Source organism: Comamonas sp. 26 (assembly GCF_002754475.1).
GTDB lineage: Bacteria > Pseudomonadota > Gammaproteobacteria > Burkholderiales > Burkholderiaceae_C > Comamonas.
In genome coordinates this window covers 553764-572651 of sequence record NZ_PEFL01000001.1, presented here as the reverse complement: position 1 = coordinate 572651, position 18888 = coordinate 553764, and the positions used below count along the sequence as shown (strand labels likewise).

Below are 18888 nucleotides of genomic sequence, written 5' to 3'. Positions count from 1 at the left end.
ATACCCGGGGCTTACTGTGCGGCCGTGATGTCAACACGGCGTGCCTGCTGGTCCGAACCGGCAGCAGCCGTGATGGTCTCGGGCTTGCGCATCTCGATGCGATCGGCGGCTACACCGCTTTCGCTCAGCAGTTTGGATACGGCCTTGGCGCGCTCCTTGGCCAGATCGGCGTTCTTGTCGGCGCTACCGGTGGCATCCACAAAGCCTGACAGAGCAATCTTGCCGTCCTTGTGCGCCGACCAGTACTCGGCGGCCTTCTTCACAACAGCCTGAGCCTTGTCGTCCAGCGTGCTCTTGCCGGACTCAAAAAAGACCTGGTAAGGACCGGATTCGCTGGCCGCTGCGGGTGCATTTTCTGCCGGAGCAGGTGCCGGTACAGCAGGTTCAGCCGCTGGTGCTGCAGCACCACCTTCAGGGAATTTACCGCTACGTGCTGCCACAAACTGCGCAGGCTGCACTAACTGGCCGGTCTTGTTGCTCCAGTGGTTCTTGGCAAAGGTCACCACGGCTGCCAAATCGGTGTCGCTCAGTTGCTTCCAGGCGGGCATGGCACCGTTGGCACGGCCCTCCAGCACGGCATGCATCATGTCTCCCGTGGGGCCCAACACCAAAGGGCTGCCATCCAGCGCCTTGATGGGGCCTGCACCCTTGCCGTTGGGCTGGTGGCAGGCCGCGCAGTTAGAGGCATAGACCTTCTCACCACGCGCCACCAGGTCAGCCAGAGCCCAAACCTTGTTCGGGTCATCGGCCTTGGCGGCCAGCTTTTTCATCTCGCCAGCCACCCATGCGGTGTAATTCTCGGCAGAGAGCACCTTCACATGAATGGGCATGTACGCATGCTCTTTGCCGCACAGCTCGGCGCATTGACCGTAGTAGTCACCGATCTTCTCAGCCTTGAACCAGGTGTCGCGCACAAAGCCGGGAATCGCATCCTGCTTAATACCAAAGGCCGGCACCATGAAGGAGTGAATCACGTCATTGGCAGTTGTGATGATGCGCACCTTCTTGTTGACGGGCACCACCAGCGGGTTGTCCACTTTGAGCAGGTAGTCGCTAGGTGCATTGCTCACATCGCCGCTGTTGGACATCTGGCGGTGCGCCGTATCCAGCGTGGAGATATAGGCCAGGCCCTCGCCTTCGCCGTTGAGATAGTCATAACCCCATTTCCACTGATAGCCCGTGGCCTTGATCGTGAGATCGGCATTGGTCGTATCTTTTTGCGCCACCAGCACCTTGGTCGCGGGCAGTGCAATCAAGATGACGATGATGAAGGGTGCCACCGTCCAAGCGATTTCTACCTTGACGGATTCATGAAAATTCGCAGCCTTGGCGCCCTGGGATTTGCGATGCTTCCAGATGGAGTAGAACATCACCCCGAACACGCCGAGAAAGATCACCGTGCAGATGATGAGCATCATCCAGTGCAGCCAGTGCTGCTCCACGGCAATGCGCGTCACAGGCGGATGCAGGTTGAGCTGGTTGACGGCAGGGCCTCCCGGCAGATCCTGCGCGGCGTAAGCCATGGAACTACCCCACGCTGCCAAGGCCAAACTCCAGGGAACCAGCTTGGTGGAAATGTTTTTCATCGTTTTCACTTACCTCTAAGCCTTAGTTTGTCCACTCGCTCAGACTGCTTGCGCGCCGCTTGCGCCAGAAGGCTGTGCACTCACACTACCCTTGCGAACTACACCGCAGCATGCCCCAAAATTTGATAGCACTGTCTGCGCGCATTCACTAATGCATGTACCGGGAACCCATGCCAATCAGCCTGCCTTGGCAGGACTGATTGACCACGAAACCAACAACGACAAGCGCATGCCGCGGCACATACCGGGCATGGCTAAAACAGGCATCGCAGCCGCAACAGAGGTAGAGAGATGGGGACGCGCATGTACTGCGGCGACAGCCGTGCACATGAATGCTTCAGCGCAGCGCGAGGCTGGCTTTTGGTGATGAAGAACTGCGTGAGCTGGCCGCTCAGAAACCCGCTGGCCAGTCCCCTTGGCAAAGCGAAACACCCGAATCTCCCCCGGCGACTCAAGCCGCACTGTCTTGTCTCTTTCAGGCAGGAGAGATGCTTGAAAGATGGCTGCTATCTATGAAATAACTTGGGGAAATTGTAGGCAGCTTTGCGCTAAATCAATGACCGGAAAACGACACTTGAACTATCGCAAACCCGTGTTGCGCGGCTGCTTGAGCATGGCCTTCATGTCTTCCAGCGAGACGGCGCTATTGGCTTCAAGGCGCACCTTGGGCTGAGGCTTGTAGGCGTGGCCATAGACAATTTCAAAGGTCAGTGACAACTGACCATCGGCCTGCTTGTCGGGCCAGCGCTCGGCCATTTTCTGCAGCAGATCGGCCTTCCAGCGCTTGCCGCGCAGACCCGCAAAACGAGCCGGGTGCAGATTGCGCCCCAGCTCGCGCAGCTCCTGCAGCAAACGCTCTGGCGTGGCAAAGGTCAGGGTGATGCGCTCCATGTCCATCACCGGCTCGGCAAAGCCAGAATGCACCAGCATGTCGCCCCAGTCATGCATGTCGGTAAAGGCGTGGCCTGCAGGACCCAGACCCAGCTGGGTATACAGGCGGTGCAACTGCTGCACGGTGTCAGGGCCCAGACCCGAGAACATCACATAGCCATCCACCTTGAGCGCTTTGTGCCAGCGCTCAATCAGCGTCTGTGGGTCAGCCGCGTTATGCAGCAGCATATTGGCCCAGAGCATGTCCAAGCTGCCGTCCGCAGGTTCGCCCACTTGCGCAGCAGCGCCCTTCCAGCGAGCCAGCTGCCACCAGCGGCTGGTCAGTTTCTCCTGCGCAAGGGCTTGGCGCTGGGCCACGGGCTCGTAAATCGTGCATTCAGCCTGCGGATAGCGCTCGCGCAGCAGATTGTGCGACGCCATCCCTCCCCGCACCGGCTCCCAGTGACACCATTGCTCGGGCGGCTTCACAATCCAGTCCAGCCGCTGCTGCATGCGGCTGGCCACCTCCTCATGCAACCAAGGCGATTCAGCCGGAGCGGCCGTGTGCCAATGGTTAGCAGCTACAGAATCAATAGTGGGAGGAAGAGCGTGAGACATGGGCAAACAAGGCGGGCAAGAGGCTGAGGGAGCGGGCCGCCCACCTCTTGCCTGAAAGGGAATCAATGCGGCGCGAGTATATTGATTCCATGCCCGACCTTCATGCGACATGGCTTTCGCAGCTGCGCCAGCGTCTGCGCCTACGTTTTCGCCGCCAGCAGCAAAACTGGCTGAACGCCTTGCCCAGCCAGTGTGCCGTCTGTGGCCGCTGGCCGGGGCCGCGCATTTGCCATGACTGCCGTGCGCGCTGGGTTAGCCGCCTTCATCGCTGCCAGACCTGCGCCATACCGCTGCCGGCACTGGTCTGCACCTGCGGCGCCTGTCTCCTGCAGCCACCCAAGCTCCACCGCTGCACCGCCGCACTGAGCTACGCCTACCCTTGGCAAGACCTCATCACCCGCTACAAATTTCAGGCCGATCTGGGGCTGGCGCGTAGTCTGGGCCGTCTGATGGCCAGTCACCCTGAAGTCAAGGAGCAGTTGCAGGCCTGTGATGTGCTGCTGCCCGTCCCCACTACCAGCCAGCGCATACGCGAGCGCGGCTTTGACCACAGCCTGCTGCTGGCACGCGCGCTCGCAAGGCAATCGGGTATCAAGCGTCCCGTGCTCACGCAGGTGGTGCAGCGCAAACACCTGGAGCTTGCCCAGCATTCATCGACACGCGAGCAGCGCCTGCGCCAGCTGCGCGGTGTTTTCAGCCTTGCACCGGCGCAGACAAAGCAGGTTGCGGGCCGCCACATTCTGTTGATTGACGATGTGATGACCACGGGTGCCACGCTGGACGCTCTGGCCGGTTGCCTGCTGACGGCGGGAGCCGCCTCCGTCTGCGCCGTGGTGTTGGCCCGCACGGCTTGATGCATATTCATCAGACCCAAAAACTGCCTGGGCTGGCAGCACGGGTAAAGGCCCGCCTGCACAATAGCGCCCCATGTTTCATATCGTTCTTGTGGCGCCCGAGATCCCACCCAATACGGGCAACGTCATCCGCCTGGCTGCCAATACGGGCTGCAGCCTGCATTTGATTGAGCCGCTGGGCTTTTCCATGGAAGACCGCCACATGCGTCGTGCCGGTCTGGACTACCACGAGTATGCCAACGTGGCCCGCCACGCCAACTGGGAAGCTTTCATCGCAACCTGCCAGCCTCAGCGTGACCGCATGTTTGCCATGACCACGCACAGCAGCAGTCCGGCTCATGCTATTCATTTCAAAGCAGGCGACTGGCTGGTCTTTGGCTCGGAAAGCAAAGGCTTGCCTGCCGATGTGCGCGCCCAGTTCCCCAATGAGCAGCGCCTGCGCCTGCCCATGCTGGCATCACAGCGCAGCCTGAACCTGTCCAACGCCGTAGCGGTCACCGTGTTTGAAGCCTGGCGTCAGCAGGGCTTTGTGGGAGCTGCGTTGGCAGAGCCAGTTCCCGCACCTTAAGTTCCCGCAAAATTAGCACTGTTCATGGAACGATAAGTTGCGACTCCGGGGGTTTTTCTTCTGATTGCATCGGCCTACAGTAGCACCTATCGATTGCAGCCAACCGACGATATCCGCCAGGACTGCAAGTCACGCCAACTAAGGACGCATCATGAAATACGCCAACCGTCTCGCCATCGTTGCCACACTTGCCATGTCTGCCGCCGCCGCACAGGCTGGAGGATTGGACTTCACCAGCGGCCACTACCCTCCCCAGGCCGAAAGCCATTCCACACTGACCCGTGCCCAAGTGCAAGCACAGGCCATCGATGCCATGGCCAAGGGTGAACTGCAGTTCGGAGATTCCTACCTGTCTCTTTCCTCCCAGTCCCAGCAGTCTTCCACTCTCAGCCGCGAACAGGTACGCCAGGAAACCGCAGCCGCCGGAAAGGCCGGTCTGCTGGACAGCTACGGTGAATAAAGCACCCGGCCCCTCAGACAGCAAAGCCCCAAGGAAACCCTTGGGGCTTTTTTCATGGTCGGATCAATGCAGAGAAATTCAGGCTGCAGCGCCAAAGCTGCGCGCCAGCGATTCCGCCACGCATACCGGCTTGTCACTGCCTTCACGCTCCACCGTGACCAGCCAGGTCATCTGAATGCCGTCAGGCTCCACGCGTTCGGCATGCTGCAAGGTCATGCGGGCACGCAAGCGGCTGTTGACCGGCACGGGAGCGACAAAACGCACACGGTTGAGGCCGTAGTTCACGCCCATCTTCGTGCCTTCAATGGCAAAGGTGGACTCAAAAAACCGGGGCAACAGCGACAGCGTCAGAAAGCCATGGGCAATCGGCGCACCAAACGGGCCCTTGGCGGCGCGCTCCGGGTCAGTGTGAATCCATTGCTGATCGCCCGTGGCATCGGCAAACATTTGAATCTGTGCCTGGCTAATGGCGATCCAGTCGCTGACGGCGACTTCCTGCCCAATTGAGGCCAGCACTTCGGAGTAGGAGCGAAAGGTTTTCATGCCCTGAATGTAGAAGCCCCCTGCCCTGCGCCATGTCTGACGCGGGACAAGGGGCTTACCCTGAATTCAAAGAAAAATACGCCTCAAGCCCAATGCAGTAAAGCGCAGAAAGCTATGGTTTTAAAAGCAGATCAAGCCTCGGTACCGCGCTGTACAAAGAAAAGGCCAGCACCCACCGCCATCAGCAAGCCGCCAAAGATGCGGTTTTGATTGCGCATGGCCCGCGCGCTGCGCATCAGGCCGCGCAAGGCGCTGGCACCGGCTGCATAGCTGTGCATGACAGTGGTATCTACCGCCAGCATGGTCACAGCCAGAATGGCCAGCTGAGGCGCCAGCGGGCGGCTGGTGGTCATGAACTGGGGCAGCACGGCCACCATGAAAATGATGCCCTTGGGGTTGGTGGCATTGGTCAAGAAACCGGTCAGTACCCGTTTTTTAAGGCTGACTTCAGGCATGGCCTCTTGTGTGGCCAGCGGCGAACCGCCCGAGCGCCACTGGCTGATGCCCAGATAAATCAGATAGCAAGCCCCCACAATCTTCACAGCGTTGAACGCCCATTCCGATGCCATGAGCAGCGAACCCACGCCAGCCCCTGCTATCAACAAAATGAGCAGCAAACCCAGCTGCAGCCCCATGATCGTGGCGCTGGTCTTGCGCACGCCATAGGACAGGCCATGGCTCATGGACAGCACCGCCCCCGACCCCGGCGACACCGCAATGATCCAGGAAGCCACAAAAAACGCGAACCATGTGTGCAAATCCATACCAGTCCCAAGTACCCAGTCACAAAACCGCTATCTTAAAAGTTGCGCCATCAACTTGCAGACGCACAGTTGACCTGACGATATAAGCAGCAGGCAGCAATTCATTCCACTTTTCGTGCGGTCAAAAGCAAAAATATGATCCTGGGTGCCAAAATGGAATCCGTCTAGGGTAAACACCAAACAACACTCCCCATGGAACACGGCTCCCCAATCTGGCTGACTTACGGCTTCATCTACCTGACGGCGGCAGTGCTCGCCGTCCCTATTGCCAGAGCACTGGGGCTAGGCTCCATCATTGGCTACCTTGGCGCGGGCATTGCCATGGGCCCCTGGGGCTTTGGGCTGGTGAGCAATGTCGAGGACATCCTGCACTTTGCCGAGTTTGGCGTGGTGCTCATGCTGTTCGTGATCGGCCTTGAGCTGCAGCCCAAGCGGCTGTGGGAGCTGCGACGGCCCATTTTTGGCTGGGGTCTGGCTCAGATGATGGTCTGCACCGGCATTCTGTTTCTGGCAGCCTGGGGCTTTGGCTTTACATGGCGTGTCAGCCTGATTGCAGGCATGGGCCTGGCCCTGTCGTCCACCGCCGTCTGCCTGCAGGTGATGGCAGAGCGCAACCTCATGCGCACACCCAGCGGGCAAGCTGCCTTCTCCATCCTGCTGTTCCAGGACGTAGCTGCCATCCCCATTCTGGCGCTGATTCCCATTCTGGGGGCCTACAAGGTGGCCAACGCCACTCACACCGACAGCCATCTCTGGCTGACCATCTTCAAGACCGTGGGCACAATTGCCGCCGTCATCATTGGCGGCCGCCTGCTGCTGCAACCCCTGCTGCGATGGATTGCGCGCAGCAAGACGCCCGAGATTTTTACCGCCACCTCGCTACTTCTGGTCGTGGGCATTGCCATGCTGATGACGCAAGTGGGCCTGTCCATGGCGCTGGGCGCGTTTCTGGCCGGTGTGCTGCTGGCAGACAGCGAGTACCGCAGCGAGCTGGAAACCAATATCGAACCCTTCAAGGGTCTGCTGCTGGGCCTCTTCTTCATGGCCGTGGGCATGAGCATTGACTTTGGCGTCATCCTCCAGTCGCCCTGGGCCATGGCCGCCATGGTGACGGGCTTCATCACCCTCAAGGCGCTGATGATTTTTGGTCTAGCGCGCTTCATGCAAATCCCCTGGCGCGAGCGCCCCGTCTTTACGCTGATGCTGGCGCAAGGGGGGGAATTTGCCTTTGTGGTGTTCCAGACTGCCGCCCAGTACAAGGTGTTTCACCACAATGTCTCATCCATGCTGGTGGCGGCCGTCGCCCTGTCCATGCTGCTGGGCCCGCTGCTGCTGGTCGTACTGGACAAGTTGCTGCTGCGCCGCTTCTCCACCATCAAGGACGACAACGCTGAATCCAGCAAAGCCAAGGAAATCTCAGAGCAGCAAGAAGCGCCCATCATCATTGCCGGCTTTGGCCGCTATGGTCAGATCGTCGCCCGCGTGCTGCTGGCGCAAGACATACGCCCCACCATCCTCGACCACAACGTGGAAATGCTGGAGGCCGCCAAAATCTACGGCCATGGCGTCTTTTATGGCGATGCCACGCGCATGGACCTGCTGCGCATTGCCGGTGCCGCCAAGGCCCGCGTGCTGGTGATTGCGGTGGATTCGCCCGAGCAATCCATCAAGATTGCCAGCCAGGTGCGCAAGCATTTCCCCAACCTGCAAATTGTGGCCCGCAGCCGCGATCTGAATCACTGGTTCCGCCTGCGCGACTTGGGTGTGGAGCACGCCCAGCGTGAAGTGTTTGAATCCAGCCTTGTGTCTGCCCAGTCGGTGCTGGAGTTGATCGGCCAGAGCCCGGCAGATGCACGCCACATGACAGCTCGCTTCAGAGAACACAATCTGGCACTGGCCGAGCGCATGTACCCGCACTACAAGGACAAGAACAAGCTGATCGCCGTCTCCAAACAAGGCCGCCAGCAACTGGTGGAGCAAATGGCCAAAGAGCGCGCCGACCTGCTGGAGAACAGTACAGAAATGCCTGATGAGTCCGATGCACCTGATAAACCCACCGTCAGCGAGCAAAACCACAGCCCAGCTGACTCAAAGCAGCCGTGATACGCTGCGCGCCATCATGTTCAACCCCAGTCAAGCCGACGTACGGCGATTTTTTTGCGGTGTGCGCGCCAAGATGATCAGCGGCGGGCCCATGGAGGCCATCGAGACGCTGGCCAGCCTGTGGATCGCCGAGCACCCCGAGTATTTTGACGAGCTCTCCGACGTAGATGCCGCCCTTGCGCGCAACTATGACGCCGAGACCGAACGCACCAATCCGTTCTTGCACCTGTCCATGCACCTGTCCATCAGCGAACAGTGCAGCGTGGATTCTCCGCGTGGCATTCGCCAGGCCGTAGAGCTGCTGACCCGCAAGCGTGATCTGCATGACGCGCACCACGCCGCCATGGAGTGTCTGGGCCAGATGCTCTGGGAAAGCCAGCGCTCCGGCCGCGCGCCAGATGGCGAAGCCTATGTCGCTGGCGTGCAGCGCCTGGCCACCACGGACGGCAGTTTCAAAAGCGCCAGTTAAGCAGTCGGCGCTTCCACAAAAAACAAAAGCCCGTTTTCACGGGCTTTTGTTTGCAAAGGAGCAAATTACTTCTGGCCCATACGGAAGTGCGGCTGCGCCACCACTTGCATCTCGCTGTCCAGACTGCCGATGTATTTGGCCAGTTGCTGCAACTCGTCGTTCTTGAACTGCTTGGCAATGCCTGCCATCACGCCATTGCTTCGGCCGATGAGCGGGTTGTTTTCGGTCTTGTATGACTGCAGGGCGCGGAAGACATAGTCCGAATACTGGCCCGCCACCTTCGGGTAGCTGGGGTCAATCGGTTTGGCAAAGCCATCGCCGTGGCAGGAGAAGCAGGCGCCCTTTTGCAGCAGGGCGGTAACTTCGGCATTGCCCTCCTTCGCCTTGCCTTCCTTGACCTTGCCGTGACCGGCGTAGAAAGCGGCCACATCGGCAATATCCTGATCGCTCAGAGGATCCGCAATGCCGCGCATGGTGGGGTGTTTGCGTTCGCCTTTTTTGTAGGCGTTCAGGGCCGAGACGATATAGGCCTCGTTCTGCCCGCCGATCATGGGCACCTTGTACACCTCAGGGAAACTGGCCTGATAGCCGGTGATACCGTGACAGCCTATGCACATGGCGATCTTGCCTTCGCCTGCTTTCGCGTTGCCCTTGACGGCCTGGGCATGTGCCACGCCGGTCACTGAGGCGACAACTACGGCCATTACCGTGGTCCAAGTTTTTATCATTTTTCGCGCACAATCCTTCAAGAGTTCAGACGGGTGCTCAAAAGCCTTGCTGCAGTGCAAACGATTATGGCAGTGAGAATTTGGCACGCTTATCAATACTTACGCTGATACCGCCCATGAAGTTTCAAGGTTCCGACAAATACGTTGCCACGCAAGATTTGATGCTGGCCGTCAACGCTGCTGCTACCCTGCAGCGCCCGCTGCTCATCAAGGGCGAGCCCGGCACGGGCAAGACCATGCTGGCCGAAGAAGTGGCCGAAGCACTGAAGATGCCGCTGCTGCAGTGGCACATCAAGTCCACGACCAAAGCTCAGCAAGGTCTGTATGAATACGACGCCGTGAGCCGTCTGCGCGACAGCCAGCTGGCGGATATCGAAGGCAGCGAGCGCGTCAAAAACATCCACAACTACATCATCAAGGGCGTGCTCTGGCAAGCCTTCACGGCCAATGAACCCGTGGTGCTGCTGATCGACGAAATCGACAAGGCCGACATCGAGTTTCCTAACGACTTGCTGCGCGAAATCGATCGCATGGAGTTCTACTGCTACGAAACGCGCGAGATGATTCGCGCCAAGCACAGACCCCTGGTATTCATCACCTCGAACAACGAGAAAGAACTGCCCGACGCCTTCTTGCGCCGCTGCTTTTTCCACTACATCAAGTTCCCCGATGCGGACACCATGCGCCAGATCGTGGCCGTGCACTTCCCCAAGCTTCAGGGCGAATTGCTGAGCGCCGCCATGAAGGTCTTCTATGACGTGCGCAATCTGCCGGGACTGAAGAAAAAGCCTTCTACATCTGAGCTGATCGACTGGCTCAAGCTGCTGGTGGCTGAGGAGATTCCCGCTTCCGCTTTGCAGGCAGAAGACGGTAAGGTGAGCGTACCGCCCATGGTGGGCGCACTGCTGAAGAACGAACAGGACATGAGCCTGTTCGAGAAGCTGGTCTTCATGAACCAGCGCAACCGTTAAACCATAAAAGTAGCCAAAAACAGTCCAAGGAGACAGACCATGAGCAACGCCCAACAACTGCTAATGGAAGGCTGCTCTGATGCCGTCGGCTTTGTCGGCGGCGCTCTTCTGGGCTGGGGCGTTGCACATGTGCTGGGCCTTGATCTGTTTGCCCAGGGCTACGGCGCAGGCAGCATTGCAGCCATTGCACTGGTGGGTCTGGGTGGCGGGCTAGGCCTGAAACTGGCCCGACTCTGGCGCAAACGCAAAACCGTTTGAGTGAGCACATCATGGCCTTTGTAGAACCCGTCACCCTGCGCGACCGTGGCGTGCGGCTGGAGCCACTGGCGTTGAGCCATGAAGCCGGCCTTATCGCCGCAGCAACAGACGGCGAGCTGTGGAAGATTCGCGTCACCTCTGTGCCTGCGCCGCAAGAGGTGCGCGGCTATATAGAAACCGCTTTGCTGGGGCGCGATCAAGGCCACCGCTTTGCATTTGCAGTAGTCGACGATGCGACGGACAAGGTGCTGGGAACGACCAGTTATCACGACATTGTTCCCGCCATTCGCCGCGTGGAAATTGGCTACACCTGGTATGCCAAAAGCATGCAGCGCACCCATGTCAACACCTCGGCCAAGCTACTGCTGCTGGCCCACGCCTTCGGCACGCTGGCCTGCCATGTCGTAGGCTGGCGTACCGACAATTTCAACTTTGCCAGCCAGCGCGCTATTGAGCGACTGGGGGCTAAAAAAGATGGTGTGATTCGCGGCCACGCGCTGCGCCGCGACGGCACGATCCGCGACACCGTGATGTACAGCATGCGCAGCGGCGAGTGGCCTGAGGTCCGTGCACAGTTGCTCTATCTGTTAGAGCAGCATGCGCCCGCCAAATAAGCGCTGGAGCCCAATTTAATGCTGATCGACTTTTTCTACACACTGCGTGCAGCCAAGCTGCCGGTCTCGGTCAAAGAGTTTCTGGCTCTGCTCGAAGCGCTGGACGCAGGCATCATCGGCCCCAAGAGCGAAGACTGCTGGAGTCTCGATGATTTCTACCACCTTGGCCGCACCATTCTGGTCAAGGATGAAAAGCATTTCGATAAATACGACCGAGCCTTTTCAGCCTACTTCAAAGGCGTAGAAATGCTGGCCGATCTAACCAAAGAGATTCCGCAAGACTGGCTGCAAAAGCTGCTGGAGCGCGAACTCAGCCCCGAGGACAAGGCCAAGATTGAAGCCATGGGCTGGGACGAGCTGATGGAGACGCTCAAGAAACGCCTTGAAGAGCAGAAAGAGCGGCACGAAGGCGGCAACAAATGGATTGGAACGGGCGGCACCAGCCCGTTTGGCCATGGCGGCTACAACCCCGCAGGCATTCGCATTGGCGGGCCGGGCCGCAACAAGAGCGCCGTCAAAGTGTGGGAGCAGCGCGCTTACCGCGACTATGACGATACGCAGGAGCTGGGCACGCGCAACATCAAGGTGGCACTGCGCCGCCTGCGCAAGTTTGCCCGTCAAGGCAGCGAGCTTGAGCTGGACCTGCCGGACACCATTCGCGCCACGGCAGCCAATGCGGGCTATCTCGATATCAAGATGATTCCCGAGCGGCACAACAACGTCAAAGTGCTGCTGCTCATGGATGTGGGCGGCACCATGGACGAGCATGTGCAGAAAGTGGAAGAGCTGTTTTCTGCCGTCAAAGGCGAGCTCAAGCACCTGGAGTTCTATTACTTCCACAACTGCGTCTACGACTTCATGTGGAAGAACAATCGCCGCCGCTTCGCAGAGAAGTTCCCTACGTGGGACATCATCCGCAAGTACAGCAAGGACTACAAGCTGATCTTTGTAGGCGATGCAACCATGAGCCCGTACGAGATTCTGCAGCCCGGTGGCTCGGTCGAATATATGAACGAAGAGCCCGGTGCCGAGTGGCTGCAACGCCTGACCAACGCATTCCCGCGCTTCGCCTGGATCAACCCCGAGCCGCAAGGCGTATGGCAATATCGCCAGAGCATCAGCGTCATTCAGCAACTGATGGGTGACCGTATGTACCCGTTGACACTCAAGGGTCTAGAAGACGCCATGCGTATGCTGTCAAAATAAGTAATGCTCCAGACATTGCTTGTAAAAAAGTCGGCCTTGAAGCCGACTTTGCTTTTGGGAGCCGCTTTGATTCTCAGCGGTTGCAGCCTACTGTCCCCTAAAGACAAAGAAGCAGAGGCCATGGGCATAGACACCAGCGGCCCTGCGGCTTTCACTCTTGAGGTTGATGCGCCTAAAGAAGTGCGTGCGTTGCTGGAGCAGCACCTCGAACTCAAACGCTTTCGCCACCAGCCTGATCTGCAGCGCCGCGAGCTGACGCGCCTGCTGGGCGCAACCGATGCCAATGTGCGCGAGCTGATTGGAACGATGGGCTACTTCAGCCCCAGCGTGACCGTAGAGCTGACCGATACACCCGATGAAGACACGCCGCGCAAGGTCGTGGTCAAGGTTGACCCCGGCCCGCCCACGGTGATTGAAAAATCTGAAGTACGCTTTACGGGTGTCAACGCCAGCGATGAGCTGGGCACCTCGCAGCGCTTGCAGATTGAAGAGAACTGGCCGCTGCAAGCGGGCGAGCAGTTCTCGCAATCGGCGTGGAGCAGTGCCAAGAGCGGTGGCCTCAAAGAGCTGCAAAAACGCCGCTACCCGCTGGCACGCATAGACACCAGCCTGGCCAATGTGGATGCCGACACCAACAAGGCGCAGGTCAACGTCACCTACGACCCCGGCCCGGCCTACACCTTTGGCCCGCTGCAGATTGAAGGCGCCGAGCGCTACGACCCCATTCGCATCGCCCGCATTGGGCGCCTGCCCCAGGGGCAGGAGTACGACCAGCAAAGCATGCTCGATGCGCAGCAGCGCTTGGTCAGTAGCGGCTACTATGACTCGGTGTTTCTCTCGCTGGCGGACTCCCCGTTGCAGACCGATACCGAAGCGCAGCGCGACGAGCAGCGCAAGAATCAAGGTGCAGCCGTCACCTCGCCGGTGATTGCCAAGGTGCGCGAGGCAAAGCTGCAGAAATGGGTGTTCGGTGTGGGTCTGAGCACCGACACCGGGCCACGCCTGTCCATCGATCACACCTATAACAAAGTGCCCGGTCTGGACTGGCGTGCCGTGAGCAAGCTGCAGATCGACAAGAAGAACCCGTTGATCTCCACCCAATTGGTGGGCCTGCCGGGTGAAGACCTGTGGCGCTGGTTTGCCGGTGGCAAGCTGGAGCGTGCGCCTGCAGGCGACTTCTACACCAACAGCGCGCAAATGCGCTTTGGCCGCAGCAAGGCAGAAGACCGTATCGAGCGCAATCTCTATCTGCAATACGACTACGCCAAAACTCAGGGCGACGGTGCGCCGCCCGGTGCCTCATCGCTGCTGGCAAACTATGGCTGGACGGCTCGCTACTTCGACAACAACCTGCTGCCCACATCCGGCTTTGGACTGGCCGCAGAAGCCGGTATCGGTACCACACTGACCCCACAACGCTCGCCTTTTGGCCGCATCACGGGCCGCTGGCTCAGCCTGATACCGGTGGGCGATCGCGATGAAGAAACCCGCCGCCGCAGCCGCCTGCAGCTCAAGGTAGGCGTGGGTGCCGCGCTGGCCAAGAAAGATGTGGACCTGCCCACCACGGTCATGTTTCTGACCGGTGGCGACAACACGGTGCGCGGCTACGGCTATCAATCGATTGGCGCACGCACCGAAAACGGGCGAGTGATTGCAGGCCGCTACCTAGCCATGGGCAGTGTGGAGTGGCAGCGCCCCATCACCATCAAGGGCAACACGCAAGATTTTGAACACACGCTGTTCATCGATGCAGGTACCGTGGGCGATGAAATCAACAATCTCTACACGCGCGTAGGCATAGGCACTGGAATGCGCTGGAAAAGCCCGGTCGGCCCGATTCAAGCAGATATCGCCTGGGGTGCGCAGGCACAAAAACTGCGCCTGCACCTGCGCCTTGGCTTCACGTTTTAAGCATGGCAGAACAAGACAACTCAACCCCCACCCAAGCACCCGCCCGATCAGTGCCCCTCAAGCGTCGTCGCTGGCTGCGCGCACTGGGCTGGACTTTCGCCGCAGCATTTTTGGCCATCGTGTTGGCCGTAGGCGGCCTGCTGTGGTGGATTGGCAAAGACGATTCTCTGAACCAGACCCTGCAGCGCGTAGCTGGCTGGCTGCCCGCCAATCAGACGCTGGTGGCCAAAGAGGTTTCAGGCAGCCTCAAGAATGGCGGCCATATTGGCTGGCTGCAGTGGCAAAGCCCGACCATGAAGGTTGAAGTCAAGGACGCCAAGATCGGCTGGCAATTCAGGCCACTGATTTTGGCGCGCACGCTCAAGCTCGGTGAAGTTCATATCGCCGAAGTACGCATTGCCAGCACCCCCGACCCCGAGAAAAAGCCCAGCGAGCCACTGCAGTCGCTGATGCTGCCCATCAAGATCGAGCTGCCGTTCAAGATCGATCAAATCATCTGGCAAGGTCCGCCAGAAGCCGTGGTGCAAAACCTGAACGGCATCTATGAATACACCGGCAGCCACCACGATCTGCAGATTCGCAGCCTGCAGGTCGCAGATGGCAACTACCAGATGCTGGCGCGCATTCAGGGCGCTGCGCCCATGCAGACCAAAATCGAGCTGCAAGGCAAGCTCCAGACCCCCAATCCATTGGAGGCTAAACAGGGCGACGCCGCACCGTCGTTGATCGACGTGCTGGCCAATGCGCAGATTGAAGGCACGCTGGCGACTGAAGCAGCGCAACTCAAGATCACGGCTCACGCTGAGGCAGAGATACAAAAACAAGAGCTTGCAGCGGCTGATGCAAAAGCATCTGACGATAAAAATGCATCAAAACCAGCCAATGACAAGCGCAAGCAGCTAGAAAAATCAGAGCAAAAACCGCTGGATGCCCAGCCCATGCTGGCCGATATTGAAGCCAGCGTCGCACCATGGCAATCGCAGCCACTGCTGTCTGCCAAGGCGCTACTCAAAAATCTGGACGTTGCTGCCTTCTGGCCTCAGGGCCCGCGCACGGCTTTGTCTGGTGAGCTAAGCGCTGGCACCGGTCAGGCACAAGTCTCGACAGACTCAGCCACGACCGTTGGTCAGCCATCTCAGTCACATAACGACACCCAGCAGATCTGGATGCTGAGCACCGCATTCACCAACACCCTGCCCGGCCCCTGGGACAAGCAACGCCTGCCGCTGCAACAGCTGCAGGCCAGGATCCTCTTCGACGGTAGCCAGTGGCGGGTGGATGACGGTCAGCTCGATATTGGCAAAGGCCAGATCAAGCTGGCAGGCCGCTATGTGCCCGTGGGCCAGATGTTTGACGGCAAGCTGCAAGTCTCGCAGCTCAACCCCGCAGACATACTCAGCAGCCTGGAAGCCGCACCGCTGGAAGGTTCGCTGCAGGCAGAGACACTGCCCCCCCCCGTCCCCGTCAACCCGGCTAATCAGGAGGAACCTCAACCCGCCCCTGCCGTAGCCTTCTCCGTTGACCTGCATGCCACAGGCAAGCCTGCTGGCAAGGCGCTGCGCATTCAGACGCTGGCCGCCAACGGCCAGTGGCAGGCACCGCTGCTGCAGCTGGAAAAACTGCAGCTCGAAGCGATGCAGGCCAGCATCAACGCCAAGGCTGTGGAGTTCAACACCGAAACCCAGCAGGCCAAGGCCCAGCTCAAAGCCACCGTGCCCGGCGCTCAGCTCAATCTGGATGGACACATGAGCCCTGACAGCGGCAAAGTGCAAAGTCAGTTGCAGCTGGCGTCCATGTCCAGCCTCACGCAGTGGCTGCGCAAGCTGCCGGGCATCAAAGATCCGCTGGCCGGTGCCCAGCTCGATGGCTCTGCCGATCTACAACTGGCATTGCAAGGCGGCTGGCAAAACCTGCTTCAACGCTTGAGCGCGGCCCATGGTGCACCCATCCCAGCCAGCGGTTTGCAAATGCAAGCCCAGCTGCGAGGCGACAAGATTCGCTATCTGCCAGCGAGCACGATGGCCGATCAAGCCATCGTCATCCCTGCCCTGCGACTGTCCCTGAACGGCAGCCCCGAAAGCACCAAAATCGAGCTGAGTGCGCAGGCACAGCAAGCCGGCAAAAGCGTGCAGATCGACACCGCCCTGCAAGCCGGCCTGACGGGCGGCAAAGGCACGGCACCGCTGGACTGGCAAGCCAGTCTTGAAAAGCTGCAAGCCCAGTTGAAACCCGGCAACGACAAACCCGGCCCGTGGGCCGTGCAACTGCAGCCCGGTGCACCCGTGCAGATTACGCAGCGCACCAGCGGCAATACCGTGCTCAACACCGTCTACCAGTTCAGCGCGGGCAAGCTGCAAATCACGCCGCCCAAGCTGAGCATGCGCCGCACCAGCGCCGAGCCATTGGCACCCGTGCAGCTGGCATGGGACGAGAGCTCTGTCACCCGCACCGGCAGTGGCACTTTGGGCGTGCGCAGTGCCGGTAAGGCGCTGGGCATTCCGCTGGCATGGTTAGATGCCTTCAGCCTGGGCGATGATGACCCGCCGCTGGAGGCCGCAGGTCTGTCCGGCGACCTGAGCTTTAACGGCAGCTGGAATCTGGACACGCTGGGTAAAGACCTCAAGGCCGACCTGACGGTCGAGCGCGCTGCGGGCGATTTGCGGCTGGCGGTGGACGATGGCTCCAGCACCACCGTCGTCCAGAGTACCGGCCCCACCGCCAACCGTGCGAGCGCCACACGCACCCGCAAGATCAGTGGCGCAGGCATGCGCGCGCGCATCAAAGACATTCGCCTCACCGTGCAGGCGCAAGGCAGCCAGGTCAACGCCAAGCTACTGTGGGACAGCGAGCGCGCAGGCACCATCAACGCCGACCTGCGCACCCAGCTCAGCTACCAGCAAAGCGGCTGGACGCTACCCGCCACAGCCCCCCTGTCAGGCCGGTTGCGCGCCAACATGCCTGACATGGGCATCTGGGCCTTGTTTGCCCCGCCGGGCTGGCGCATTCAGGGAACTCTGGCGGCCGATGCCACCATCAGCGGCAATCTGCAAGACCCGCAGTGGCAAGGCAATATCAAGGCCGATGCGCTGAACATTCTGTCTCTGCTCGACGGGGTGGATCTGCGCGACGGCATTCTGCACGCCAAGCTGCAAGGCACGCGGCTGGACATTACCGAGCTGCGCTTCAAGGGCGGCAAAGGCAGCAACTCGCGCATTCTGGGCTACAGCGGCAACCTGACCAGCGCCCCTGAAGATGGCGGCCTGCTGACCGGTACCGGCTACGCCCAGTTCACACCACCTGGCAAAGGCACCGGGTCTGGCATGAGCATGAATTTGCAGGCCAAGGCCAGCAAGCTGCAGGTGCTGGTGCGCGCAGACCGCCAAGTCAGCGTTTCCGGCGATCTACAGGCCAAACTTGAACAAGGCCAGTTCACGCTGCGCGGTGATCTCACCGTTGACCGTGCATCCATCATCCTGCCCGAGGAATCTGCGCCATCACTGGACAAAGACGTGGTCGTGCGCTCCGCCGCATCACGCAAGGCCGAGGAGGAAGAACGCCTGCGCGCCGAGCGCGAAATCCGCAAAGACCAGGCACGCGCCACACCACGAAAAGTGCCAGACATTCTCGTCAAGCTCAATATGGGCCGCGACTTTGCGCTGCAAGGTTTTGGCATCACCACCCGTCTGCTCGGCCAGCTGGAGGTCAAAGGCGCCAGCTATGTGGGCGGCCCGCCCAGCGTTACCGGAGAAATCAGCACCGAGCAAGGCCGCTACCGTGCATGGGGACAATCACTCAATGTAGAAACCGGTCTGATCCGCTTCAACGGCCCCTACAACAACCCATCGCTGGACATTCTGGCCCTGCGCCCCAACATCGCCGTCAAGGCCGGTGTACAGGTGCTGGGCACGGCCAGCGCGCCCCGCGTGCTGCTGTATTCAGATCCTGACCTGCCCGATGCAGAAAAGCTCTCCTGGGTCGTCATGGGCCGTGACCCGGCTTCTGGCGGTGCCAGCAGCGCCCTGTTGCAGCAGGCCGCCATGGCTTTGCTGGCGGGCGGCAACAGCAGTAGCGGCAAGATTGCAGGCAGCCTGGGGCTGGATGAGGTTGGCTTCAAAAGCGGTGGCGATGGCAGCGATGCATCAGGCGCAGCGCTGACCATGGGCAAGCGCCTGTCAGACAAGCTGTACCTGACCTATGAGCAGAGCCTGTCGGGGGCCATGGGCATCATCTACATCTTCTATGACCTGTCCCGCAGCGTCACACTGCGCGCCCAGACTGGCATGACCAGCGCGCTGGATATCGTCTATACCGTGCGCAAGGATTGAGCATAAAAAAGGCCTATAGCGCTTATCCAATAAGCGCTTA

At 59.9% G+C, this 18888-nt stretch carries 16 protein-coding genes; 11 read left to right on the top strand and 5 right to left on the bottom strand.

What is annotated here, in order from left to right:
- Positions 1-11 precede the first annotated feature (11 nt).
- Both coxB and CLU84_RS02650 read right to left on the bottom strand, forming a co-directional pair.
- Positions 12-1586, bottom strand: coding sequence for a cytochrome c oxidase subunit II (gene coxB, locus CLU84_RS02655; RefSeq protein WP_099735815.1), 1575 nt, complete (start codon positions 1584-1586; stop codon positions 12-14).
- A gap of 579 nt (positions 1587-2165) precedes the next feature.
- Complete coding sequence (locus CLU84_RS02650) at positions 2166-3074, bottom strand: trans-aconitate 2-methyltransferase (protein WP_099735814.1); 909 nt, start codon at positions 3072-3074, stop codon at positions 2166-2168.
- 89 nt (positions 3075-3163) lie between these two features.
- Here CLU84_RS02650 and CLU84_RS02645 point away from each other — a divergent pair, with 89 nt between their 5' ends.
- The 3 genes from CLU84_RS02645 (at position 3164) to CLU84_RS02635 (ending at position 4956) form a co-directional block, all read left to right on the top strand.
- Positions 3164-3928: a ComF family protein gene (locus CLU84_RS02645; RefSeq protein WP_233209906.1), complete on the top strand. Its 765-nt coding sequence runs from the start codon at positions 3164-3166 to the stop codon at positions 3926-3928.
- A 73-nt stretch (positions 3929-4001) separates the two neighbouring features.
- On the top strand, positions 4002-4496 hold the full coding sequence (trmL, locus tag CLU84_RS02640) for a tRNA (uridine(34)/cytosine(34)/5-carboxymethylaminomethyluridine(34)-2'-O)-methyltransferase TrmL (RefSeq protein ID WP_099735812.1): 495 nt from the start codon (positions 4002-4004) through the stop codon (positions 4494-4496).
- Positions 4497-4647: 151 nt separating this feature from the next.
- Positions 4648-4956 (top strand): DUF4148 domain-containing protein, encoded by a 309-nt coding sequence (locus CLU84_RS02635; RefSeq protein ID WP_099735811.1) that lies wholly within the window; start codon positions 4648-4650, stop codon positions 4954-4956.
- A 78-nt stretch (positions 4957-5034) separates the two neighbouring features.
- On the opposite strand, the gene CLU84_RS02630 is transcribed toward CLU84_RS02635, so the two are convergent.
- Complete coding sequence (locus CLU84_RS02630; protein WP_099735810.1) at positions 5035-5499, bottom strand: MaoC family dehydratase; 465 nt, start codon at positions 5497-5499, stop codon at positions 5035-5037.
- Positions 5500-5630: 131 nt separating this feature from the next.
- A complete protein-coding gene (locus tag CLU84_RS02625; RefSeq protein WP_099735809.1) occupies positions 5631-6263 on the bottom strand; it encodes a LysE family transporter in 633 nt (210 codons plus the stop codon).
- A gap of 192 nt (positions 6264-6455) precedes the next feature.
- Between CLU84_RS02625 and kefC the strand changes: the two genes are divergently transcribed.
- Both kefC and CLU84_RS02615 read left to right on the top strand, forming a co-directional pair.
- Positions 6456-8366, top strand: coding sequence for a glutathione-regulated potassium-efflux system protein KefC (kefC, locus tag CLU84_RS02620; RefSeq protein ID WP_099735808.1), 1911 nt, complete (start codon positions 6456-6458; stop codon positions 8364-8366).
- A 16-nt stretch (positions 8367-8382) separates the two neighbouring features.
- Positions 8383-8835: a DUF1841 family protein gene (locus CLU84_RS02615; protein WP_099735807.1), complete on the top strand. Its 453-nt coding sequence runs from the start codon at positions 8383-8385 to the stop codon at positions 8833-8835.
- A 65-nt stretch (positions 8836-8900) separates the two neighbouring features.
- Here the strand turns inward: CLU84_RS02615 and CLU84_RS02610 are convergent, their stop codons facing one another.
- Positions 8901-9563 (bottom strand): cytochrome c, encoded by a 663-nt coding sequence (locus tag CLU84_RS02610; protein ID WP_099735806.1) that lies wholly within the window; start codon positions 9561-9563, stop codon positions 8901-8903.
- Positions 9564-9679: 116 nt separating this feature from the next.
- Here CLU84_RS02610 and CLU84_RS02605 point away from each other — a divergent pair, with 116 nt between their 5' ends.
- From CLU84_RS02605 to CLU84_RS02580, 6 genes are all read left to right on the top strand, one after another.
- Positions 9680-10534 (top strand): MoxR family ATPase, encoded by an 855-nt coding sequence (locus CLU84_RS02605; protein WP_099735805.1) that lies wholly within the window; start codon positions 9680-9682, stop codon positions 10532-10534.
- 39 nt (positions 10535-10573) lie between these two features.
- On the top strand, positions 10574-10792 hold the full coding sequence (locus tag CLU84_RS02600) for a hypothetical protein (protein ID WP_099735804.1): 219 nt from the start codon (positions 10574-10576) through the stop codon (positions 10790-10792).
- An 11-nt stretch (positions 10793-10803) separates the two neighbouring features.
- The gene (locus tag CLU84_RS02595; protein ID WP_099737825.1) at positions 10804-11406 is read left to right on the top strand and encodes a GNAT family N-acetyltransferase; all 603 of its coding nucleotides are present in this window, start codon (positions 10804-10806) and stop codon (positions 11404-11406) included.
- Positions 11407-11424: 18 nt separating this feature from the next.
- Positions 11425-12612 (top strand): VWA domain-containing protein, encoded by a 1188-nt coding sequence (locus CLU84_RS02590; RefSeq protein ID WP_099735803.1) that lies wholly within the window; start codon positions 11425-11427, stop codon positions 12610-12612.
- Positions 12613-12732: 120 nt separating this feature from the next.
- A complete protein-coding gene (locus tag CLU84_RS02585; protein WP_099735802.1) occupies positions 12733-14523 on the top strand; it encodes an autotransporter assembly complex family protein in 1791 nt (596 codons plus the stop codon).
- Positions 14524-14525: 2 nt separating this feature from the next.
- Positions 14526-18848, top strand: a complete 4323-nt coding sequence (locus tag CLU84_RS02580) for a translocation/assembly module TamB domain-containing protein (RefSeq protein WP_099735801.1) — start codon at positions 14526-14528, stop codon at positions 18846-18848.
- Positions 18849-18888: the final 40 nt, after the last annotated feature.